The organism is Ruegeria marisflavi (assembly GCF_025673445.1).
GTDB lineage: Bacteria > Pseudomonadota > Alphaproteobacteria > Rhodobacterales > Rhodobacteraceae > Ruegeria_B > Ruegeria_B marisflavi.
This window is the reverse complement of sequence record NZ_JAOVQN010000020.1, coordinates 50,293-70,180: the sequence shown is the minus strand read 5'-3', so window position 1 is coordinate 70,180 and position 19,888 is coordinate 50,293. Positions and strand designations below refer to the sequence as shown.

Genomic DNA, 19,888 nt, shown 5'->3' with positions numbered 1-19,888 from the left:
GCATCGCTTGCGCGCCCCGCTTCTGTTTTTCTGGTTATTCGGCGGCGCTGGCCCGTTTGGGCAGCACCCAGCCCTTGCGCGGGAAGTGACAGGTATAGCCGTTTGGATGCTTTTCCAGATAGTCCTGGTGATAGTCCTCGGCCTCCCAGAAATCGCCTACGGGTTCCACCTCGGTCACCACCTTGCCGGGCCAGAGGCCGGAGGCGTCGACATCCGCGATGGTGTCGAGGGCGGCGGCCCTTTGCGCCTCGTCCACGTAATAGATCGCGGAACGATAGCTGAGGCCGATGTCGTTGCCCTGGCGGTTCGGCGTGGTCGGGTCGTGGATCTGAAAGAAGAACTCCAGCAGGTCGCGATAGGTGGTCTGGGCCGGGTCGAAAGTGATCTCGATCCCTTCGGCATGGGTGCCGTGATCGCGATAGGTGGCGTTGGCCACATCCCCGCCGGTATAACCCACGCGGGTGGCTTTCACGCCTGGAAGCTTGCGGATCAGGTCCTGCATCCCCCAGAAACATCCCCCTGCCAGAACGGCGCGTTCAAGGCTCATGCGATATCCTCCACTTGGTCAATGTAGTCGGCGTAGCCTTCTGCCTCCATGTCGTTGCGATGAACGAAGCGGAGCGAGGCCGAGTTGATGCAGTAGCGCAGCCCGCCGCGGTCGCGCGGACCGTCGGGAAAGACATGGCCCAGATGGCTGTCGCCGTGTTTCGAGCGGACCTCGGTGCGGATCATGCCGTGGGTGCGGTCTTCGATCTCGGTCACGTGCGCCGGTTCGATCGGCTTGGTGAAGCTGGGCCAGCCACAGCCGGATTCGTATTTGTCGGACGAGGCGAACAGCGGTTCGCCCGATACGATGTCGACATAGATGCCAGGTTCCTTGTTGTGCAAGAGCTTGCCGGTGCCCGGGCGTTCGGTGCCGCTGCGTTGCGTCACGTAGAATTCTTCGGGCGACAGGGCGGCAAGGGCTTCGGGCGATTTGGTGTAACGGGTCATGGAACCTCCGCTTAGGGTCTTAGGCGCAGTATTTGAGATCGGATTGCCGAAAGCAAAGGGTTGTTTCATGCCGCTCGCGCAGACGTGCATTGATCCGGGTGGCTTTGGCATACGTAGACTGTGGGAAAGGAGAGCAAAGATGTTCCGTATCATTTTTCTGATCGTTCTTTTGCTTGTTGGCCGGGCTGTTCAGGCGGCCCCGGTGTCGGGCGTGTTCCCCTCGATCGACGGCGGTACGCTGTCGATGGAGGATTGGCGCGGGCAGCCGGTGCTGGTGGTCAACACCGCGTCGCAATGCGGGTTCACGGGGCAATATGCCGGGTTGCAGGACCTGTGGGAGACCTACCGGGGCAAGGGCCTGATCGTGCTGGCCGTGCCGTCGGACGATTTCAACCAGGAATTGGCGACGGCGGCCGAGGTCAAGGAGTTCTGCGCGCTGAACTATGACCTGACCCTGCCGATGACCGACATCCTGCATGTAAAAGGGGCGGGGGCGCATCCGTTCTACAAGGCGGTCAAGGCCGAGACCGGGTTCGAGCCGGGCTGGAATTTCAACAAGGTGCTGGTGGCGCCGGACGGGACCGTTGCGGCGACCTTCGGTTCGGCCGTGCGCCCCGATTCGGCTCGGATGAAGCGCGAGATCGAGGCGCTTCTAAACTAAGGCTTGCGCGCCGCCGTCTGGCGGGACAGTTGCACCGCCAGAATGCCGGCGGTGGTGATTGCCACGCCCGCAAGGTCGAGCGCGCCCAGGCGCTCGCCCAGCAGGGCGGCGGCGATGGCGACGCCGAACACCGGGTTGAGGAAGTGAAAGGTGGCGGCCCGGATCGCGCCGATCCGGTTGAGCAGCAGAACCCAGACAAAGGTCGCGGTCAGCCCCGGAATGAGCGTGGTATAGGCGAATGCCAGCGCCAGCGGCAGCGTCACGTTCACATGCACGGTCTCGAACACCGGGGTCGCGACGAACAGCACCGCCGAGCCCACCAGCATTTGCAGGCCCACCACCATCATGAAGTTGCCGCCCGAGGTCGCTCCGCGCAGCGCCAGCGTGGCCGCCGCCAGCGCCAGCGCGCCGACACCGCACAAGAACACCCCGAACAGATCGACGCCCGCGTCGATCCGGGCGCCCATGATCAGGGCGACGCCGACAAAACCGGCCAGGAGGCCAATGACACCGAGGCTTGGCAGACGTTCGCCCAGGAAGACCCAGCTGGCCAGCGCCACCAGCAGCGGCATGGTCGAGGCGATGATGGCGGCGACCGAGGCCTCGACCGTCTGCATCGCGTAGAAATTCAGCCCCAGGTAAAGGGCATTCTGGCAGACGCCGAAGATGATGGTGGCTTTCCACTGGTTGCGGGTCAGCCGCCAGGTCTGGCCCATGGCCAGCGCGATCAGCACACCGATCAGCCCCGAGATCAGGAACCGGCAGGCCAGCGAAAAGAGAGGCGAGGCATCCGCGACGATGATCCGGGCCGAGGTAAAGGCCGAGGACCACATGAAGGCAAATGCCAGCCCCATGGCGATGGCGCGCAAGTCCATGATCTCTCCACCTTCTGTGCAATCGGGCGGACAGTTTCGGAAAACCCGGCGATGTTCAAGGGCCGAGGTCCGGGATCACCCGAGATCGTGAATTGGCGGTGCCGGGAACAGCACGGGACGGCGGGTTTGCAGGCTGCGGTGCGCCTCCTCCGTGAGACCCAGCCGCACCAGAACATTGACATAGGCCAGCTCAATCAGGTCGCGCTGCGCACGGCTGCCGCCAAGGCGCTCGTTTGTGGCCATGACCTGGGCCAGTTCGGAGAGCGCGGCTGTCCAATCCTGCCGTGCAATAGCGCCCCAGGCGCGGGCGATCGGGCGCACCATGTCGCCGGCAAATCCCTTGGCCGTCTCGGCGATATGGGCCAGCCGGTCGCCCTGACCGGCCATCGCATGGGCAAGGGCCGCGTGCATGTCGGCAAAGCTCTGCCCGGTTTCGGGAAAAAACCGCGCGGCGAAATCGCTGATCGCGGTCCAGCGTGCCGGGTCCACCGTGATACCGGCCAGTTCCGCGCGATAGAGGATGGCGGCGGTATCGGTCAGCACGTTGATCGGCAGGCCCTTGGCCGCGCCGGGGCCGATGCTGCGATCCACCAGCGCCCACATCTCGGCCTTGTCTCCGTCATGCAGGGCCCAGAGCGCCTGGTGCCAGGACAGGTGCCCGTGCAGAACGGCACGGTCGTCATAACCACGCATCCAGTCGGCCAGATAGGCCCGGCCAGCGGCGGTGTCCCCAGCCTCGTAGAGCGCATGCGCCTTGAAATGCGAACCGTTGGCGTTGTCGGGGTTGAGCGCCAGCGATTGCTCCATCAGCCGCAGCGAGGCGTCGACCTGCCCGGTTTCGCACAGCGACAGGGCGTGCATCGACATCATCCACCAGTCCTCGCCGTAATGGGGCAGCAGGGCCGACGTATAGGCGAGCAATTCCGCCTCGCGCCCGACCTCGCCGGAAAAGCCGATGAGGCCAAAGATGTTGGTGCACAGCTGCGCGACCAGAGCGTCGCGCGGGTAGTCGCGGACATGGGCCAGTACCGCCTGCCGCGCCGCTTTTGGCTGCCCGCTCAGCAAGAGGTTCATCGCCTCGATATGCTGGCGCTCGCGTTGGTCCGCCTGTGGCGCAAGTTCCGCTGCCTGTGCAATCGCGGCCTTTGCCCCCGGCATATCGGCGGACATCATCCGCGCCCGGGCCAGGGCCGCGTGGCCAAGCGCAAATCCGGGGTCCTGTTCGATGGCCTGTTCGAACTCCGTTGCCGCCCCGAACTGACCGGCAAGAAAGAGCCGGACGCCCCGGTCATAGTGGTCTGCTGCCGCCGCACTCTCGGTCGTGATCGGATTTCCGTAGGCGTCTTGTCTGGTCATCTGTGTTCTCCGGATCGGGTTTTCACCAGGGGCTGGGGCAGTGGTTAACTTCCGGCCATGGCGGCGATGGGCGGTTCGGCGTCGGAGGGCAGCGGGCAGGTATACCCCTTTAGCCCGATCCGGGCGGCAAGGTCGTCCCAGGCGCGTTTGCGCAGGTCGGCGTCCCGGATGACATCGACCCCGGTCGCGGCCATGACAGCGGCCGCGTGTGTCATGCCCTTCAGCGCCAGCGGGCTCTTGCCCTGGGCCACCATCTGCCACGAGTGGAACGGGGTACCGATGGCATAGGTCGCGCCCCAAAGCTGAACCGTGGGCACCACCCAGCTGACATCGGCCACGTCGGTGGACCCTGCGAGCGGCGGCACAGGCGTGCCTTCGGGCACTACGAAATCGGGTAGGGCAAGATCGGCGCGCGGGCGCATGCCGACGCTTTCATAAGCGGTGGCGACATCCTCCTCGGTCATGGTGGCCTGGAACCGGGCGGCATAGGCGCGGTCCAGATCGTCGAACGGGGGCGGACCCAAGAGGTCGAGATTGCGCTGCATGGCGGCGCAGAGCGGGTCGTTGGGGATCAGGTTGGACACGGCGGCCAGCACTTCGTCCTGCACCTCGGTCTCGGTCATCAGCGCGGCGCCCTGTGCCACCTTGCGAACACGGGCCAGCAGTTTCAGCATCTCGGGCGCGGTCTTGTCCCGCACCACGTAGCGGACCTTGGCCTGGCCCTGCACCACGTTGGGCGAAATGCCGCCGCCGTCGATGATCGCGTAATGGATGCGGGCGCTGTCGGGCATATGCTCGCGCAGGTAGTTGACGCCCACGTTCATCAGTTCCATCGCATCAAGCGCGCTGCGGCCCAGATGGGGCGAGGCGGCGGCATGCGAGGCGCGGCCGGTGAAGGAGAAATCGACGCGGGCATTGGCCAGCGAACTGCCCAGCATCACGGCCGGGATCGAATGCGGATGCCAGGAAATGGCGATATCGACATCGGCGAATGCGCCATCGCGCACCATGAAGGTCTTGCCCGCGCCGCCCTCTTCGGCGGGACAGCCATAGTAGCGCACCCGCCCCGGCGTGCCGGTGTCGTGCAGCCAGTCGCGCAGGGCGATGGCCGCCAGCATCGCCGCCGATCCCAGCAGGTTATGGCCGCAACCATGGCCGTTGGCGCCCTGTACCATCGGCTTGCGCTCGGCCAGGTCGGCGACCTGGCTCAGCCCCGCCAGCGCGTCGTATTCGCCCAGAAAGGCGATCACCGGGCCACCCTCGCCGGCCTCGCCCATGACCGCGGTCGGGATGCCGGCGACGTTTTCGGTGACGGCAAAGCCCTGGCGTTTCAGCTCGGCCACATGGGCGGCGGTGGAACGGGTTTCGGCATAGCAGGTTTCGGGCGTGGCCCAGACTGCATTCGAGAGTGCGTGCAGATCGGCCTGGGCGCGGTGGACATAGGACCAGACGGGATGTTCATTCATGGCGGGCCTCCGAGGTTGCACCGCAACCCTGCGCCGGAAATGGCCCGAGGTAAACATCCGCGTCCCTTGGGACGAAAAAGGCCATGTTGTGAAGCCGTGTTGGTCTGGATGATCCCGGAGCGGACACAAGCCCCCGAGTTGCGAGGAGCCTCCACTTAAATTTCTTGTTTGCTTTCAAAATCCGAACATATGCTGGGGGCGACACATACTAAAAAGCTTTCATCGTGTCGTTCTTGCAAGGAATGTATCTATGCCGATGCGATGGATTATTCTGTTAGTGCTGTTCTTCGCGCGAACGGTGATGGCGGTCCAATTCCAATCGATAGCGGCCTTGTCCCCATTCATCATGGAAAGTCTCGCTATTACCCTGACAGATATCGGTCTTTTGATCGGTCTCTACCTTGGCCCCGGGGTCATTGTTGCGATTGGTGGCGGTGCGGTGGCGACCTGGTTTGGCGACAAGCGGACGGTTGCAACCAGTCTGGTGCTGATGGTTCTGGGTGGCGTGATGGTGGCCTATGCTTCAAACTTGGGATGGGCCGTGGCGGGCAGAATTGTTTCTGGAGCAGGCGGAGTCGTTCTGAACGTCCTGATGACCAAAATGGTCATCGACTGGTTCGCAGGGCGGGCTGTTTCAACGGCTTTGGCGATCTTCATAAGTTCCTGGCCAATCGGGATCGGTCTGAGCCTGCTGATACTTCCCGCGTTGGCTGCCAGCGCCGATCTCCAGACAGCATGGACCGTGTTGACGATCTGTACGGTTCTCGCGCTTTTGTCTTTTGTGGTTATCTACAAGGCACCCGAGGGTGCAGTAACCGGCAATGCGCCGATCAAATTCACCTCTCTTCCCTGGACACCGCTGGCATTGGCTGCGGCGCTGTGGGCGCTCTACAATGCCGCATTCGCCATGATCTTCAGCTTTGGCACGCTAGTTCTGGCAGATCGCGGGATGCCGATCACGGCCGCAAGTTCCGCCATAAGTCTCTACATATTCGCGGCCTCTCTCTCCATTCCGTTGGGCGGATGGCTGGCAGATCGGACCGGGCGCGCAAATTGGGTCATTCTGGCAAGCCTGGCTGGCAAGATGATGGTTTTTCCAGCGGTTCTCTATCTCCCGGAGGCCTATGTCCCTGCGACGCTTGTCTTGGGCGGTTTGTTTGCCGGATTGGCACCTGGACCATTGGTCGCGCTGCCAAGCCTGGTTCTTTCTGCCGAAGCGCGTGCCTTCGGTACCGGCGTTTTCTACTCGATGTATTATCTGATCATGATGATCGCTCCGACGCTGGCCGGAGGGCTTTCGGATTATCTGGGCGATGTGAATGTGGCGTTCGTCCTGGGTGGGGGCATGGTTTTTCTCGCCATTATGGCATTTGGGGTTTTTCGGCGAACCGTTTCATCGCCACAGGTTGCCAGTTGAAAGATAGCAAGAGATTCTTGTGAAACGAGTCTGCCTAAGGCCTGCTAGGGATCAAGTTGATCTGCGGCACGTGCTCAATGAAAGTCAGCTAAGCCCCGCGTTGCGGATAGGCCCGGTATTGCGATATCGCCAAACAAAAAGGCCGCCCCGTGGGCGGCCTTGTCGTTCGGGTCCGGTGCGGATCAGCCGTTGACGCTGTCTTTCAGCGCTTTGGCGATAGTCACCTTGACGACCTTGTCGGCTTCCTTGGTGAAGGTCTCGCCGGTGGCCGGGTTGCGCACCTGACGCTCGGGGCGCTCGCGGCAATAGATCTTGCCGACGCCCGGCAGGGTGACGGCGCCGCCGCCTGCCACTTCGCGGGTGATCAGCGCGCCGATGGCGTCCAGTGCCATGCCGGCGGTTTTCTTGTCACTGCCCATTTCCTCGGCCAGTGCGGCAACGAGTTGAGTCTTGGTCATAGGCTTTGCCATTTCTTGGTCTCCTTGTTCGTGCCCGATCCATTGGGCCTCATCGCGGCAATCTAACTTTATCTTGTGATCAAACACAACGAATAGTAGCACCAAAAATCCCAAAAATATGGGGATTTCGGCATTTTTCGCGGTCAGAGGAAGGCTGTTTCGTCGAAGGACCGAAGTTTTCGACTGTGCAGGCGTTCCAGCGGCATGCCGCGCAGCGCCTCCATCGCCCGGATTCCGATGCGCAGATGGCGGCTGACCTGGGTGGTATAGAAGGACGACGCCATGCCGGGAAGCTTCAATTCACCATGCAGCGGCTTGTCGCTGACACAGAGAAGCGTGCCATAGGGCACCCGGAACCGGTAGCCATTGGCGGCGATGGTGGCGCTTTCCATATCGAGCGCCACGGCGCGCGACTGGCTGAGGCGTTGCACCGGGCCGGATTGGTCGCGCAGTTCCCAATTGCGGTTGTCGATGGTGGCGACGGTGCCGGTGCGCATGATCTGTTTCAGGTCATAACCGCTAAGCTCGGTTACCTCGGCCACGGCCTGTTCCAGGGCGATCTGGATCTCGGCCAGCGCCGGGATCGGCACCCAGACCGGCAGGTCGTCATCCAGAACGTGATCCTCGCGCAGATAGGCATGGGCCAGCACGAAATCGCCCAGCGCCTGGGTGTTCCTGAGCCCGGCGCAATGGCCAACCATCAGCCAGGCATGCGGGCGCAGCACGGCGATATGGTCGGTCGCGGTCTTTGCGTTGGACGGCCCGACGCCGATATTGACCAGGGTGATGCCCGAGCCGTCGGCGCGTTTAAGGTGATACGACGGCATCTGCGGCAGCTTGGCGGGCGTGTCGAGCGGGGCATCGGTCGTGGTGATCTCGACATTGCCGGTGCTGACAAAGCTGGTGTAGCCGCTGTCCGGGTCGGCCAGCTGGGCGCGGGCATAGGCCTCGAACTCGGAGACATAGAACTGGTAGTTGGTGAACAGGACGTGGTTCTGGAAATGCGCCGGGTCGGTGGCGGTGTAATGCGCCAGCCGGGCGAGCGAGTAATCCACCCGCTGCGCGGTGAACAGCGACAGCGGGCCCGAGCCGTCATCGGACACATGGGTGCCGTTGACGATATCGTCATTGGTGGTGGCCAGATCGGGCACGTCGAACACGTCGCGCAGGGTGAAACCGGTGGCGCCCTCGTGTGGAACCACCAGATCGGGGGCGTTGGCCACCGCGAAATGCAGCGGGATCGGGGTGGATGACGGGCCGATCTGCACGGGTTGACCATGGTTGCGGATCAAAAGCGCGATCTGCTGGGTCAGGTAGGTGCGGAACAGGTCAGGCCGGGTAACCGTGGTGGCATGGGTGCCGGGATGCGAGACATGACCATAGCTGAGCCTGCTGTCGACCTGCGCATAAGAGGATGTGGAGAAGCGGATCTCGGGGTAATAGGCGCGATAGCGGGTGCCGGGGTCTATCCCCTGCATCGCGGCGGTGAAGCTGTCGCAGAGAAACCCGGTGGCCTGGGCATAAAGCTGTTCCAGCCGTGCGACGGCCTCTGCCGCATCGGTGAACAGGGCCGGTTCCGGGGTCTTGGGGGTATTCAGTTGGGTCATGCAAGCGGTTCCAGCAGGTCTATCTTTTCAAAGGTGCGGACATCGACCAGCCCCAGGTCCGAGATGCGCAATTCCGGGATCACCACCAGTGCAAGCAGCGAGTGTTGCATATAGGCGTTGTTGAGCGTGCAGCCGCAGGTAACCATCGCCTCGACCATGGCTTGTGCCTTGGCGGCGACCTGGGCGGCGGGGCTGTCGGACATCAGGCCCGCGATGGGCAGTTCCACCAGCGCCAGTTCCCGGCCCTCGCGCCAGATGGTGATGCCGCCTCCGACCTCGGCCAGCCGGTTCGCGGCCAGCGCCATCTGCTCGCGGTCGGTGCCCACCACGATCATGTGGTGGCTGTCGTGCGCCACGGTCGAGGCCATGGCCATGCGGCCTTGATAGCCGAAGCCCGAGACAAAGGCGTTGGTGACGCCGCCGGTGGCGCGATGGCGTTCGACCAGCGCGATCTGGCAGACATCTCCTTCGCCTTCGACCAGCCCGCCGATGATTGGCAGTTCCGCCTTGAGCGCCTTGGTGGGTGCCTGGTTTTCCACCACGCCGATCACATTGGCGCGCACCCGGTTGGCGCCGGTTGGCGCCTTGATCTCGAAATCTGTCGCGCTGAGCGCATGGCCCAGATGCACGGTGTTGCGGGCCGTATCGGGCCAGTCGTAATGCGGGCAATCGACGGTGATCTTGCCGTTCTCGGCCGCCACCTGCCCGCGCGCGATCACCAGTTCGATGGGGAGTTCCCGCAGGTCCGAGGTGAGGATCACATCGGCCCGGCGGCCGGGTGCGGTTGAGCCCAATTCGCGCTCCAGCCCGAAATGGGTGGCGGTGTTGATCGTCGCCATTTGCAGCGCCACCAGCGGGTCGCAGCCACAGGCGATGGCATGGCGCACCACCCGGTTCATATGGCCCTCATGCACCAGCGTGGCCGAATGGCAATCATCGGTACACAGGATGAAGTTGCGCGGATCGAGCCCCTTTTCCGTCACCGCGGTGATCTGGGATTCGACGTCGTACCAGGCGCTGCCCAGCCGCATCATGCTGCGCATGCCCTGACGCGCCCGGGCGATGGCATCCGCCTCGCAGGTGCCTTCGTGATCGTCGGCCGGGCCGCCCGCCACATAGGCGGCAAAGGCGGGGCCCAGATCGGGCGAGGCGTAATGCCCGCCCACCGTCTTGCCCGCGCGCTGGGTGGCGGCGATTTCGGCCAGCATCTTGGGGTCGGCATTGGTGACACCGGGAAAATTCATCATCTCGCCCAGCCCGATGATGCCGGGCCAGGTCATCGCCTCGGCCACATCCTCGGGCGTGATTTCGTATCCGGTGGTCTCCAGCCCCGGCGCCGAGGGGGCGCAGGACGGCATCTGGGTAAAGATGTTGATGGGCTGCATCAGCGCCTCGTCATGCATCATCCGCACACCGGCGAGGCCAAGGACATTGGCGATCTCGTGCGGGTCGGTGAACATGGTGGTGGTGCCATGCGGGATGACGGCGGCAGCGAATTCCGCCGGGGTCAGCATGCCGCTTTCGATATGCATATGCCCGTCGCACAGGCCGGGGATCATGTAGCGCCCGTTCGCCTCGATGATCCGGGTTTCCGGGCCGGTGCAATGGCTGGCATCGGGGCCGACAAAGGCAATCCGCCCTTCGGCAATGGCGATGGAGTGGCCGCGCAGCGCCTCGCGCGTGTGCACGTTGATCCAGATACCATCGCGGATGATCATGTCCGCCGGTTCACGGCCTGCGGCAACGGCGATCAGTCGGGGGGCCACATCGGCCCAATCGGGGAAAGTCTTGTGTTCCATGGCGCAGCTTTTCCGAAACCGCGACCGGGTGCAAGCCCCGCCGAAAGGGTTTCATCAAAGCTTCGTCATTGCCTGCTTGACAGCGGCGGGCGGTCGGCGTGACCCTGCCGGAATGGATTATGACACGATAGATGCGGATGGGTTCGGGCGGTCGCTCAAGGGGATCGGGCTGAACCTGCTGGTACGGGACGTTCCGGCGGAATGTGCCTTTCTGGAGGCGGTGTTCAGGATGCAATCGCATCAGGTTACGGCGGATTTCGCTATCGTCACTTATGGCGATCAGGTGTTCCAGTTGCACAGCGACGGCACCTATCACGCCAACCCGATGCTGGGGCTTTTGCCAGAAAACCCGCCGCGCGGGACGGGGATCGAAATCAGGCTCTATGACAGCGATCCCGATAGGGCGGTGGCGCGGGCCGAGGGGTTTGGCGCGACGGTCTTGCAGGCCCCGACCGACAAGCCGCATGGTCTGCGTGAGGCCTATATCCAGTGCGACAATGGCTATGCCTGGGTGCCGAGCCGGCCCAAGGACAGCGCCTGACCGCAGCGCGCCCCGGGCGCGCTGCCCGGCCCAACGGGAGGAGGTGCCGCGTCAGCGGCATCGACGACGGGCGGGAGCGCCCCTTTCCCGGATCACCCGGCCTCGCGGGCGATTTCGGCCCGGATCCAGTTGGCAAAGGCGACCGCGCCGGGGGTCTCCTCGGCCTGGGGTGACAAGAGCAGGTAATAGGCCTCGGGCATCAGCACGCTGTGATCGAAAGGAGCGATCAGGCGTCCTTCGGCCATCAGGCGCGACACGATCACCTTGTGCCCCATGCACAACCCGCCCCCGGCCATGGCCACGGAAAGCCCGACCATATAGGTGGTGGCATAGGTGATCGGCGGGTTGGGCCAAGGCAGGCCCACGTCTTCGGCCCAGCTTGCCCAGTTCGACAGCAGGTTCGAACAGTCGTAGAGCGGCTGTTCATGCAGGTTGTCCAGAGTGACCGGATAGCCCGGAACACAGACCGGGAAATAGCGATCGGTTGTCAGCAATTCGGTCCGCACCGTATCCGCCGGTCGCAGGGAATAGCGGATCTCGACCGCCGCGCCCTCGGCCATTTCGCGGGGTTCCCAAAGCTCTGTGAAGATGTTCAAGCGCACATCCGGGTGTTGGACGCGGAACCGGGGCAGGCGCGGGCCGAGCCAGTTGACCGCGAATGTGATGTTGCATTGCACTTGCACCGTGTTCTGGTGATCGCCGGTCACCGCGCGGGTGCCCCGGATCAGGGTGCGGAACGCCTCGCGCACCACCGGCAGATAGGTGATCGCGGCCTCGGTCAGTTCCAGCGCCCGGGGGCGGCGGTGAAACAGCGGCTGCCCAAGGTGCGATTCCAGCGCCTTGATCTGCTGGCTGACCGCGCTTTGCGTCATATTCAGATCACGCGCGGCGCCGGTAAAGGACAGGTGGCGGGCGGCGGCCTCGAAGGTCCGCAACCAGCCCAGCGGGGGGAGGGGGTTCTGCATCCCATAACCTTGCCATAAGTGTTTCTAATGCGAAACGGGCGAATTTTTCGTTGGTCAAACCTGATGTCTAAAGGCAGGTTTTGGACAGTCACACCGCCAACCCGAGATCAGGAGCAAACCCATGTCCGTCACCAGCCTGCGCCCCAATATCGACCACTGGCAGGAGCGTGTCGATCTTGCGGCCTCGTTCCGCTGGATCGAGCGGCTGAACATGCATGAAGGGGTTGCCAATCATTTCAGCCTGGCGGTGAACCCCGAGGGGACGCAGTTCCTGATGAACCCCAACCAGATGCATTTCGCGCGCATCCGCGCCTCGGACCTGCTGCTGCTGGATGCCAATGACCCCAAGACGATGGAGATGCCGGGCGCCCCCGATCCCACTGCCTGGGGCCTGCATGGCTCGATCCATCGCCACTGTCCGCATGCGCGTTGCGTGATGCATGTGCATTCGATCTTTGCCACCGTGCTGGCGAGCCTTGCCGACAGTACCCTGCCGCCGATCGACCAGAACACCGCGACCTTTTACAACCGCTATGTCATCGACGATGAATTTGGCGGGCTGGCGTTCGAAAGCGAGGGCGAGCGCTGTGCCTCGATGCTGAGCGACCCGAAGAAGCGGGTGATGATCATGGGCAACCATGGGGTGTTGGTGATCGGCAGCGACGTGGGTGATACGCTGAACCGGCTCTATTACTTCGAGCGCGCCGCCGAGACCTATATCCGCGCGTTGCAGACGGGCCGCCCGCTCAGGCTGCTGAGCGACGAGATTGCCGAGAAGACGGCGCAGGAGCTTGACGACTATCCAGGCCAGGCCGAGGCGCATCTGCGCGAGGTTAAGGCGGTGCTGGATGGTGAAGGGTCGACCTACGCCAGCTGACACTTTGAGATTTGCAATTTGCCCGAACCGGCCCCTGGGCGCCGGAGGATGGTGCTTGTCCAGAAACGAGGAAAGACGATGACCGATTTCAGTCAGGACGCCGAAGCGGCACGCTGGAATTATCGCCCAGTGAACCCAGTTGGCCTGAACCCGCTGTTTGTCTGGCCGCCCCGCCCGGCGGCGGTTCTGCGCTGGTATCGCGGGGCGTGGCTGCAACTGACCTCGCTGACCCTCTGTTTGGCGCTGGCCGTTGCGGCCTATGCCTGGTTCCTGCCGCCGCTTGAGGCGATGCAGAGCTTTGCGCCCGGCTGGATGTTCCGGGTGTGGCTGTTGAACATGGTGCCGCAGATCCTGGTGGCGGGCGCGCTGCACTGGTGGCTCTACATGCGCAAGGGTCAGGGCAAGTACAAGAAGTTCGACCGCCGCGACCTAACCCGTGACAACGGTACCTTTACCTTTCGCAACCAGGTCTGGGACAATATCTGGTGGACATTGGGCAGCGCGATGACCGTCTGCACGGTCTATCAATGGCTGATCTACTGGATGATGGCCAATGGCTGGGTGCCCACCATCACCTGGGCGCAGGCGCCGGTCTGGTTCGTGGTCTGGATGTTCTTCATCCCGATGTGGTCGGGGCTGCATTTCTACTGGGTGCACCGGTTGGAGCATCACCCGAAGCTCTACAAGCATGTGCACGCCGTGCATCACCGCAATGTCAATATCGGCCCATGGTCCGGCATCTCGAACCACTGGTACGAGAATATCCTCTATTTCACGACCTATTTCATTCACCTGGTGGTGCCCTCTCACCCGCTGCACCTGCTGTTTCATATCTATTTCCAGCAGGTCAGCCCGATCCTGTCGCATTCGGGGTTCGAGAAGATCAAGGCGGGCGAGACCGAGGCGGCCAAGACCGGGGATTTCTTTCACCAGCTGCATCACCGCTATTTCGAGTGCAATTACGGCACCTCCGAGATCCCCTTCGACAAATGGTTCGGCACCTTTCACGACGGCAGCGCCGAGGCCACCACCTGCACCCGCGCCTATAAGAAGCAGATGTATACCTGAACCGGTCGACAGGTTTCCCGCGGGCCGCTCATTCGGTCGGCCTTTCACGTTTTTACCGACTCAGGTGCTGGGTCTTTACCTTTACCCCGCGTCTCTGTTACAGGCGCGCGGTCCGGATCATCCGGGCGCCGGTCGCAGCCTACCCGGCTTATGAAAACAAGGGACCTGAATGTGAAGACACTTGTCATCTGCTCTGGCGGATTGGATTCGGTATCGTTGGCCCACAAGGTGGCCGCCGAGCACGATCTGATCGGCCTTATCTCTTTCGACTACGGTCAGCGCCACCGCAAGGAATTGGACTTTGCCGCCCGCGCGGCTGCGCGGCTGGGTGTGCCGCATGACCTGATTGACATGCGCCAGATCGGCGCTCATCTGTCGGGCAGCGCCCTGACCGACGATGTGGACGTGCCCGACGGGCATTATGCCGAAGACACCATGAAGATCACCGTGGTGCCCAACCGCAACGCCATCATGCTGGCCATCGCATTCGGCATCGCCGCGGCCAAACAGGCTGACGCGGTGGCGACCGCCGTGCATGGCGGTGATCATTTCATCTATCCCGATTGCCGCCCCGGTTTTACCCAGGCGTTCGAGACGATGCAGGCCCACGCGCTGGACGGTTATGCCAGTGTCCGGCTCTACACGCCCTTCGTGCACGAACCGAAATCGGCCATCGTGAGCGAGGGCGCGCGCCACAACACGCCCTTTGCCGATACCTGGTCCTGCTACAAGGGGGGTGAGGTGCATTGCGGCCGCTGCGGCACCTGTGTCGAGCGGCGCGAGGCGTTCCATCTGGCAGGCGTCTCAGACCCGACCGTCTATACCGACCCGGATTTCTGGCGCGCGGCGGTGGAGGGGCGCTGATGTACCGGATCACCAAGGAGTTCCATTTCTCGGCCTCGCACCAGCTGTGCCATCTGCCCGAGGATCACCCCTGCGCCCGGCTGCACGGGCATAACTATATCGTCGAGGTCGAACTGGCCGCTGCCGATCTGGATGCCAACGGCTTTGTCCGCGATTACCGCGAGTTGAAGCCGCTCAAGACCTGGATCGACGATGCGCTGGACCACCGCCACCTGAACGAGGTGTTCGGCCATGACATGGTCACGTCCGAGCGGCTGGCAAAAGAGGTCTATGATTTTTGCAAGGCGCGCTGGGCGGAAACCAGCGCCGTGCGGGTCAGCGAAACGCCCAAGACCTGGGCCGAGTACCGGCCATGACCGCGCTGCGCATCGCCGAGATCTTCGGCCCCACCATCCAGGGTGAGGGCGCGGTGATCGGCGCGCCCACCGTATTCGTGCGGGCGGGCGGTTGCGATTACCGCTGTTCGTGGTGCGACAGCCTGCATGCGGTGGACAGCGCCTATCGCGACACATGGGCCGCGATGAGCACGGAACAGGTTTGGGCCGAGGTCGTGCGTCTGTCGGGCGGTGTGCCGCTGACGGTGTCGCTGTCGGGCGGCAATCCCGCGATCCAGGATTTTGGCCCGCTGATCGAGATGGGCAAGGCGCAGGGCTATCGCTTTGCCCTGGAAACCCAAGGGTCCGTTGCGCGGAGCTGGTTCCGTCAGCTTTCGCCCCTGATCCTCAGCCCCAAGCCGCCCTCGTCCGGCGAAACGGTCGATTGGGACCGGTTCGCGGACTGTATTGCACAGGCGCGCGATGCGGTGACGGTGATCAAGATCGTGGTGTTCGACGAGACCGATTACCTCTGGGCGCGTGAGGCGGCAGCGCGTTATCCGAACCTGCCGATCTATCTGCAACCGGGCAACCACACGCCGCCGCCGCCCGATGCCGAGGATGCCGCCATCGACATGGACGGTATCATGACACGCTATGAATGGCTGATCGGTCGGGCCCTGGCCGACCGATGGTTCACCCCCACTATCCTGCCGCAGCTGCATGTGCTGGTCTGGGGCAACAAACGCGGCGTTTGAGGCGCCGAGAGGAGCAAGACAATGGCCAATCAGGACATCTATGCGAACCTGACCCAACTGGGCGGCAAGACCGAGCTGCCGAATTCGCCAGAGGAGGCGGTGCTGGAAAAGGTACCCAACCCGCAGGCGGGCACCGATTACGCGGTGCGCTTCACCGCGCCCGAGTTCACTTCGCTCTGCCCGCTGACGGCGCAGCCCGATTTCGCCCATATCGTTATCGACTATGTGCCGGGCGACTGGCTGGTGGAAAGCAAGTCGCTGAAGCTCTATCTCGGCTCGTTCCGCAATCACGGTGCGTTCCACGAGGATTGCAGCGTCTCCATCGGCAAGCGGCTGGTCGAGCTGCTGGCGCCCAAATGGCTGCGGGTCGGGGCCTATTGGTATCCGCGTGGCGGTATCCCGATCGACGTGTTCTATCAGACCGGGCCGGAGGTGCCGGGTGTCTGGATCCCCGATCAGGGCGTGCCGACCTATCGCGGGCGGGGCTAGGTTCAGGCCCCTAGGACTTCTCGAACAGGGCAATAAACGCTATGTCGTCCTTGTGCGGACCGGCGGCCAGATCGCCATAGATGCGGACCCGGGGCAGTTTGAGGTTCTCGATCTGTCCCTGCTCCATCCGGCGCAGGGCAAGGTCGAAGCCTTTCTCCTCGAAATGCTTGGCATTGATCGAGATCGCGAATTGCGCGCCGTGCCGGGCGACGCGCAAAAGCGCGGGAAAAACCTCGGGGCCCAGATGGCCATGGGTGAAGGTGCCCGAGGACACGATGCCGGAGTAACTGTCGCGCGGGGCGGGGATGCCCTGGTTCAGGTCGGTCTCGATGGCGTCGCGATAGATGTCCTTGCGCATGGCGCGGTCCAGCATCTCGGCGCTGATATCGGCGGCGTCGATGGGGCCGACGCCAAGCCCGGCCAGAATGGCACCGCAGAGGCCGGTTCCCGCCCCCACATCCAGCACCGGCCCTTGGCCACCCGCCGCCACAAAGGCGCGCGCGGTGTGCGCGGGCAGCTGATAGTCTTCGCGCGCTGCAAAGCCGTCGTCATAGTCGCCGGCCCATTCGGCATAGAGCTGCCGGTTGTCCTCGGGCGATTGCAGGCCATAGGCCGCGTTCAGATCGGGTGTCTTTGTGCTCATGCACAATTGAAGGCCCAAGTGCGGATTCGAATCAAGTGCGGCGATCATGCGCTTGATTGTTCCGGCAGCGGGTCGCAACTATGGAGCATGACAGGCACGCTTCTTTCGTTTGGACATGGATACTCCGCCCGGGCGCTGTCGCGGCAGCTGGCGCCGCGGGGCTGGCGGATCATTGGCACCAGTCGCAACCCCGAGCAGATGGAGGCGATCCGGCAATCCGGGGCCGAACCGGTTCTGTGGCCCGGCGGCGAGGTGTCGTTTGACGGGGTCACGCATCTGCTGATCTCGACCGCGCCGGATGCGGCGGGGGATCCGGTGTTGGCGGCTCTGGGAGAGGAAATCACCAGAAGAGCCAAGCAGTTTCAATGGGTTGGTTACCTCTCCACCACGGCGGTCTATGGCGATCACGACGGCGCCTGGGTGGACGAGAGCACACCGGTCGCGCCAACGGCGGCGCGCGGGTGCTGGCGGGTGATGGCTGAGGAGCAATGGCAGGCGGTGCCCGATCTGCCGGTTCACATCTTTCGGCTGGCCGGAATCTATGGTCCCGGACGGGGGCCGTTTTCCAAGCTGGGCAAGGGCGGACTGCGCCGGATCATCAAACCGGGACAGGTGTTCTCGCGCATACATGTTACTGATATTGCTCATGTTTTATCCGCCTCCATGGCGCGGCCAAACCCCGGCGCGATCTACAATGTTTGCGATGATGAGCCCGTTCCGCCGCAGGATGTGATTGCTTATGCGGCCGAGTTGCAGGGTCTGCCGCTGCCGCCCGCCGTCAACTTTGACGAGGCTGACCTGACCCCGATGGCGCGGAGTTTCTATAGTGAAAACAAGCGGGTACGGAACGACAAGATCAAGCAGGAGCTGGGTGTCGAGCTGAGATATCCCAACTACAAGGTCGGGCTGGAGGCGCTGGCGCACGAGGGCTGAACCGGGCCCTTGTACGGGAAATTGACCGTTTTGTACCGGTCCCGGGACGGCAATTGACCGTTTTGTACGGCGTTTTCCGTGGGGAAACCGGCCCGCTTCACGGTTTCGGCGGCAGGACGCCCCGCTCTTGCAGCACCTGCAAGATATCCAGAATGGTCCCGGTGCTGACATCGGTCGAGCCGCGCAGGGAGAGGCCGAGGCCACCTTCGCCGATCTCGGTGATGCCGCCGGTGTCGTATCGCGGTTCCAGCGATGCAAGCTCGGGTGGCAGTTTCGGACAGACCGGGTGGTTGGCCATCAGGCGTTCGACAACCGCCACCAGCAGATCCCCGGCTTTTTCCGAGGCCTGTTTCTGCGCGTCGGTGAGTTCGACCGCGCCGGTGAGGTCGATGGCCATGTCGGCCAGGTTGAGGGTGACGCAATTGTCCTCGATATGGACCCCGGCCGTGACGGTCAGGGTCATGTCCTGTGACAAGACCAGCGGTCCCCGGTCAGTGGCCGTCAACCCGTCGCGCTCGCAGCTATACATATCGGCGGCAAGCGTACCCGAAAACACGAAATTGCCACCCTGAGCGGCCAGTTCTATTCCGCGAATTTCGGCCCTGAGGGTGCACAGGTCCACCAGCGCATGCCCGTTCACGATCCCGGGCAGGGTGGACTGGAGGTTTGTCAGGTCGAGCAGCGCCTCGGTACCGATGCGGGTCGGGCCACGTTCGGCCAGTTGCAGGCTGAGCCTGTAGGGAATCTTGCGGTCGAGAACCGTCAGGTCACTGTCAAAGGTCAGGTCGACCTCGTTGGCCGAGACCTGGGGCGCCAGCATCGTGAGGGCGAGAAGCGCGACGAGGGTCCAAACAGTTTTCATTGGTTTTGCGGCCCCAGAATGCCGCGATCCTTCATGACCCGGACCAGATCGAGGATCGTTGCGGCGCTGGTGTTGACCGAGCCGCTGAGGCTGGCGCCAAGGCCGCCCACGCCGATCTCGCGGATACCGCCGGAGGTGTATCGCGGTTCGAGACTTGCGATTTCGGGCGGGAGTTTGGGGCAGACGGGGTGGTCTGACAGCGCCTCTTCGGCCTTTTCGACAATCAGGCGTTCGGCCAGTTCGGTCAGGCCGAACAGGTCGGCGGCGCCGCCCAGCAGCCCGAGGGGGTCCAGTTTCAGATCGACCAGACTGGCCCGCATGCAGGGATGGGTGACAACCGTGCGCGCGGTGGCCTGGAAATTCACGTTCTGGCCAAACAGGAGAAACCGGCGGTAATGCACCTTGGGGTCCTTGGAGTTGCAGCCGAAGAATTTGGCCTGAAACTGCCCGCGCACGGAAATGGTGTCGGCCTTGGTCGAAACGTCCGAGATGGCCACCGCGAATTTCTGTTTGCAGTCCTCTTGCAGGACGCTGGAGAGCAGGGCGGGCGCCTGTGCCTGAAACCCGCGCAGGTCCAGATACGCGCCCACCGACATCCGGGTCGGGCTGACGTCGCCGAGGCGAAGGACCATCGAATAGGGGATTGGCGCGCCTTTTAAGGCGAGCTGTTCGGTCACCTTGAGGGACACCTCGTCGGCCGCCAGCCCATGGGCCGTGAACAGGGTTGCTGCGGCGGCCATCGTACAGAGTTGCCGGGTTTTTCGGGACAGGTTTGCCAATCGGGCCCTTGTGGCACGCTCCAAAGGCCGGGCGGTCGGGACGTTTCTGGAGGAACGCGGCGGCATGGTTTTCCTTTGGAGCGGGGCCAAGGTGGTTGCCGGTCATTGAAGGCGACCTGTGACGGCGGGTCAAGGCGGCGCGCATGGATGGCCGGAAATCCCC

22 protein-coding genes are annotated in these 19,888 nt (G+C 63.4%); 10 read left to right on the top strand and 12 right to left on the bottom strand.

From position 1 onward, the window contains the following. Positions 1-34 precede the first annotated feature (34 nt). Positions 35-547, bottom strand: a complete 513-nt coding sequence (msrA, locus tag OEZ49_RS17875) for a peptide-methionine (S)-S-oxide reductase MsrA (RefSeq protein WP_263389583.1) — start codon at positions 545-547, stop codon at positions 35-37. Continuing rightward, on the bottom strand, positions 544-993 hold the full coding sequence (msrB, locus tag OEZ49_RS17870) for a peptide-methionine (R)-S-oxide reductase MsrB (protein WP_164128470.1): 450 nt from the start codon (positions 991-993) through the stop codon (positions 544-546). The genes msrA and msrB overlap by 4 nt, the downstream gene beginning before the upstream one ends. Before the next feature lie 139 nt (positions 994-1,132). Here msrB and OEZ49_RS17865 point away from each other — a divergent pair, with 139 nt between their 5' ends. Beyond that, positions 1,133-1,654 (top strand): glutathione peroxidase, encoded by a 522-nt coding sequence (locus tag OEZ49_RS17865; RefSeq protein WP_263389582.1) that lies wholly within the window; start codon positions 1,133-1,135, stop codon positions 1,652-1,654. Here the strand turns inward: OEZ49_RS17865 and OEZ49_RS17860 are convergent. The 3 genes from OEZ49_RS17860 to OEZ49_RS17850 all read right to left on the bottom strand — a co-directional run bounded on the left by OEZ49_RS17860 (position 1,651) and on the right by OEZ49_RS17850 (position 5,351). Beyond that, positions 1,651-2,529: a DMT family transporter gene (locus tag OEZ49_RS17860; RefSeq protein ID WP_263389581.1), complete on the bottom strand. Its 879-nt coding sequence runs from the start codon at positions 2,527-2,529 to the stop codon at positions 1,651-1,653. The genes OEZ49_RS17865 and OEZ49_RS17860 overlap by 4 nt on opposite strands. 75 nt (positions 2,530-2,604) lie before the next feature. Further along, a complete protein-coding gene (locus tag OEZ49_RS17855; RefSeq protein ID WP_263389580.1) occupies positions 2,605-3,885 on the bottom strand; it encodes a tetratricopeptide repeat protein in 1,281 nt (426 codons plus the stop codon). A gap of 44 nt (positions 3,886-3,929) precedes the next feature. Continuing rightward, the gene (locus OEZ49_RS17850; RefSeq protein WP_263389579.1) at positions 3,930-5,351 is read right to left on the bottom strand and encodes a M20 family metallopeptidase; all 1,422 of its coding nucleotides are present in this window, start codon (positions 5,349-5,351) and stop codon (positions 3,930-3,932) included. Positions 5,352-5,601: 250 nt separating this feature from the next. Here OEZ49_RS17850 and OEZ49_RS17845 point away from each other — a divergent pair, with 250 nt between their 5' ends. Next, positions 5,602-6,768, top strand: coding sequence for an MFS transporter (locus tag OEZ49_RS17845; RefSeq protein WP_263389578.1), 1,167 nt, complete (start codon positions 5,602-5,604; stop codon positions 6,766-6,768). A 182-nt stretch (positions 6,769-6,950) separates the two neighbouring features. On the opposite strand, the gene OEZ49_RS17840 is transcribed toward OEZ49_RS17845, so the two are convergent. The 3 genes from OEZ49_RS17840 to ade all read right to left on the bottom strand — a co-directional run bounded on the left by OEZ49_RS17840 (position 6,951) and on the right by ade (position 10,632). Continuing rightward, a complete protein-coding gene (locus OEZ49_RS17840; RefSeq protein ID WP_164128464.1) occupies positions 6,951-7,238 on the bottom strand; it encodes an HU family DNA-binding protein in 288 nt (95 codons plus the stop codon). Positions 7,239-7,369: 131 nt separating this feature from the next. Next, the gene (locus OEZ49_RS17835; RefSeq protein ID WP_263389577.1) at positions 7,370-8,833 is read right to left on the bottom strand and encodes an AMP nucleosidase; all 1,464 of its coding nucleotides are present in this window, start codon (positions 8,831-8,833) and stop codon (positions 7,370-7,372) included. Beyond that, positions 8,830-10,632 carry an adenine deaminase gene (gene ade, locus OEZ49_RS17830; RefSeq protein ID WP_263389576.1) on the bottom strand — a complete coding sequence of 601 codons (1,803 nt, stop codon included), beginning with the start codon at positions 10,630-10,632 and terminating at the stop codon, positions 8,830-8,832. The genes OEZ49_RS17835 and ade overlap by 4 nt, the downstream gene beginning before the upstream one ends. A 112-nt stretch (positions 10,633-10,744) precedes the next feature. Between ade and OEZ49_RS17825 the strand changes: the two genes are divergently transcribed. Then, positions 10,745-11,173, top strand: a complete 429-nt coding sequence (locus OEZ49_RS17825) for a VOC family protein (protein WP_263389609.1) — start codon at positions 10,745-10,747, stop codon at positions 11,171-11,173. 92 nt (positions 11,174-11,265) lie between these two features. On the opposite strand, the gene OEZ49_RS17820 is transcribed toward OEZ49_RS17825, so the two are convergent. After that, complete coding sequence (locus OEZ49_RS17820) at positions 11,266-12,138, bottom strand: LysR family transcriptional regulator (protein ID WP_263389575.1); 873 nt, start codon at positions 12,136-12,138, stop codon at positions 11,266-11,268. Positions 12,139-12,259: 121 nt separating this feature from the next. Here OEZ49_RS17820 and OEZ49_RS17815 point away from each other — a divergent pair, with 121 nt between their 5' ends. The 6 genes from OEZ49_RS17815 to queF all read left to right on the top strand — a co-directional run bounded on the left by OEZ49_RS17815 (position 12,260) and on the right by queF (position 16,508). Then, on the top strand, positions 12,260-13,015 hold the full coding sequence (locus OEZ49_RS17815) for a class II aldolase and adducin N-terminal domain-containing protein (RefSeq protein ID WP_263389574.1): 756 nt from the start codon (positions 12,260-12,262) through the stop codon (positions 13,013-13,015). A gap of 78 nt (positions 13,016-13,093) precedes the next feature. Further along, entirely contained in the window at positions 13,094-14,083 is a 990-nt protein-coding gene (locus OEZ49_RS17810; protein ID WP_263389573.1) for a sterol desaturase family protein, read from the top strand. A gap of 171 nt (positions 14,084-14,254) precedes the next feature. After that, complete coding sequence (gene queC, locus OEZ49_RS17805) at positions 14,255-14,947, top strand: 7-cyano-7-deazaguanine synthase QueC (protein WP_263389572.1); 693 nt, start codon at positions 14,255-14,257, stop codon at positions 14,945-14,947. After that, a complete protein-coding gene (queD, locus tag OEZ49_RS17800; RefSeq protein ID WP_164128457.1) occupies positions 14,947-15,303 on the top strand; it encodes a 6-carboxytetrahydropterin synthase QueD in 357 nt (118 codons plus the stop codon). The genes queC and queD overlap by 1 nt, the downstream gene beginning before the upstream one ends. Continuing rightward, the gene (queE, locus tag OEZ49_RS17795) at positions 15,300-16,019 is read left to right on the top strand and encodes a 7-carboxy-7-deazaguanine synthase QueE (protein ID WP_263389571.1); all 720 of its coding nucleotides are present in this window, start codon (positions 15,300-15,302) and stop codon (positions 16,017-16,019) included. The genes queD and queE overlap by 4 nt, the downstream gene beginning before the upstream one ends. 21 nt (positions 16,020-16,040) lie before the next feature. Then, entirely contained in the window at positions 16,041-16,508 is a 468-nt protein-coding gene (gene queF / locus OEZ49_RS17790; protein WP_263389570.1) for a preQ(1) synthase, read from the top strand. Positions 16,509-16,518: 10 nt separating this feature from the next. Here the strand turns inward: queF and OEZ49_RS17785 are convergent, their stop codons facing one another. Further along, a complete protein-coding gene (locus OEZ49_RS17785) occupies positions 16,519-17,151 on the bottom strand; it encodes a class I SAM-dependent DNA methyltransferase (protein WP_263389569.1) in 633 nt (210 codons plus the stop codon). Positions 17,152-17,238: 87 nt separating this feature from the next. Here OEZ49_RS17785 and OEZ49_RS17780 point away from each other — a divergent pair, with 87 nt between their 5' ends. Then, the gene (locus tag OEZ49_RS17780) at positions 17,239-18,084 is read left to right on the top strand and encodes an SDR family oxidoreductase (protein WP_263389568.1); all 846 of its coding nucleotides are present in this window, start codon (positions 17,239-17,241) and stop codon (positions 18,082-18,084) included. Between the two features lie 97 nt (positions 18,085-18,181). Here OEZ49_RS17780 and OEZ49_RS17775 read toward each other — a convergent pair whose 3' ends face one another. Together OEZ49_RS17775 and OEZ49_RS17770 are read right to left on the bottom strand one after the other, a co-directional pair. Then, positions 18,182-18,946, bottom strand: a complete 765-nt coding sequence (locus tag OEZ49_RS17775) for a hypothetical protein (RefSeq protein ID WP_263389567.1) — start codon at positions 18,944-18,946, stop codon at positions 18,182-18,184. Then, positions 18,943-19,686: a hypothetical protein gene (locus tag OEZ49_RS17770; RefSeq protein WP_263389566.1), complete on the bottom strand. Its 744-nt coding sequence runs from the start codon at positions 19,684-19,686 to the stop codon at positions 18,943-18,945. The genes OEZ49_RS17775 and OEZ49_RS17770 overlap by 4 nt, the downstream gene beginning before the upstream one ends. Between the last annotated feature and the right edge of the window lie 202 nt (positions 19,687-19,888).

Bases quoted from the DNA above. Each gene is read 5' to 3' on its own strand.
- OEZ49_RS17820 (WP_263389575.1), bottom strand. From the start codon at position 12,138: ATGCAGAACCCCCTCCCCCCGCTGGGCTGGTTGCGGACCTTCGAGGCC.
- OEZ49_RS17815 (WP_263389574.1), top strand. From the start codon at position 12,260: ATGTCCGTCACCAGCCTGCGCCCCAATATCGACCACTGGCAGGAGCGT.
- OEZ49_RS17855 (WP_263389580.1), bottom strand. From the start codon at position 3,885: ATGACCAGACAAGACGCCTACGGAAATCCGATCACGACCGAGAGTGCG.
- msrA (WP_263389583.1), bottom strand. From the start codon at position 547: ATGAGCCTTGAACGCGCCGTTCTGGCAGGGGGATGTTTCTGGGGGATG.
- OEZ49_RS17775 (WP_263389567.1), bottom strand. From the start codon at position 18,946: ATGAAAACTGTTTGGACCCTCGTCGCGCTTCTCGCCCTCACGATGCTG.
- queE (WP_263389571.1), top strand. From the start codon at position 15,300: ATGACCGCGCTGCGCATCGCCGAGATCTTCGGCCCCACCATCCAGGGT.
- queD (WP_164128457.1), top strand. From the start codon at position 14,947: ATGTACCGGATCACCAAGGAGTTCCATTTCTCGGCCTCGCACCAGCTG.
- ade (WP_263389576.1), bottom strand. From the start codon at position 10,632: ATGGAACACAAGACTTTCCCCGATTGGGCCGATGTGGCCCCCCGACTG.
- OEZ49_RS17835 (WP_263389577.1), bottom strand. From the start codon at position 8,833: ATGACCCAACTGAATACCCCCAAGACCCCGGAACCGGCCCTGTTCACC.
- OEZ49_RS17770 (WP_263389566.1), bottom strand. From the start codon at position 19,686: ATGGCCGCCGCAGCAACCCTGTTCACGGCCCATGGGCTGGCGGCCGAC.
- OEZ49_RS17785 (WP_263389569.1), bottom strand. From the start codon at position 17,151: ATGAGCACAAAGACACCCGATCTGAACGCGGCCTATGGCCTGCAATCG.
- OEZ49_RS17840 (WP_164128464.1), bottom strand. From the start codon at position 7,238: ATGGCAAAGCCTATGACCAAGACTCAACTCGTTGCCGCACTGGCCGAG.
- queF (WP_263389570.1), top strand. From the start codon at position 16,041: ATGGCCAATCAGGACATCTATGCGAACCTGACCCAACTGGGCGGCAAG.
- OEZ49_RS17845 (WP_263389578.1), top strand. From the start codon at position 5,602: ATGCCGATGCGATGGATTATTCTGTTAGTGCTGTTCTTCGCGCGAACG.
- OEZ49_RS17780 (WP_263389568.1), top strand. From the start codon at position 17,239: ATGACAGGCACGCTTCTTTCGTTTGGACATGGATACTCCGCCCGGGCG.
- OEZ49_RS17810 (WP_263389573.1), top strand. From the start codon at position 13,094: ATGACCGATTTCAGTCAGGACGCCGAAGCGGCACGCTGGAATTATCGC.
- OEZ49_RS17865 (WP_263389582.1), top strand. From the start codon at position 1,133: ATGTTCCGTATCATTTTTCTGATCGTTCTTTTGCTTGTTGGCCGGGCT.
- OEZ49_RS17860 (WP_263389581.1), bottom strand. From the start codon at position 2,529: ATGGACTTGCGCGCCATCGCCATGGGGCTGGCATTTGCCTTCATGTGG.
- msrB (WP_164128470.1), bottom strand. From the start codon at position 993: ATGACCCGTTACACCAAATCGCCCGAAGCCCTTGCCGCCCTGTCGCCC.
- OEZ49_RS17850 (WP_263389579.1), bottom strand. From the start codon at position 5,351: ATGAATGAACATCCCGTCTGGTCCTATGTCCACCGCGCCCAGGCCGAT.
- OEZ49_RS17825 (WP_263389609.1), top strand. From the start codon at position 10,745: ATGGATTATGACACGATAGATGCGGATGGGTTCGGGCGGTCGCTCAAG.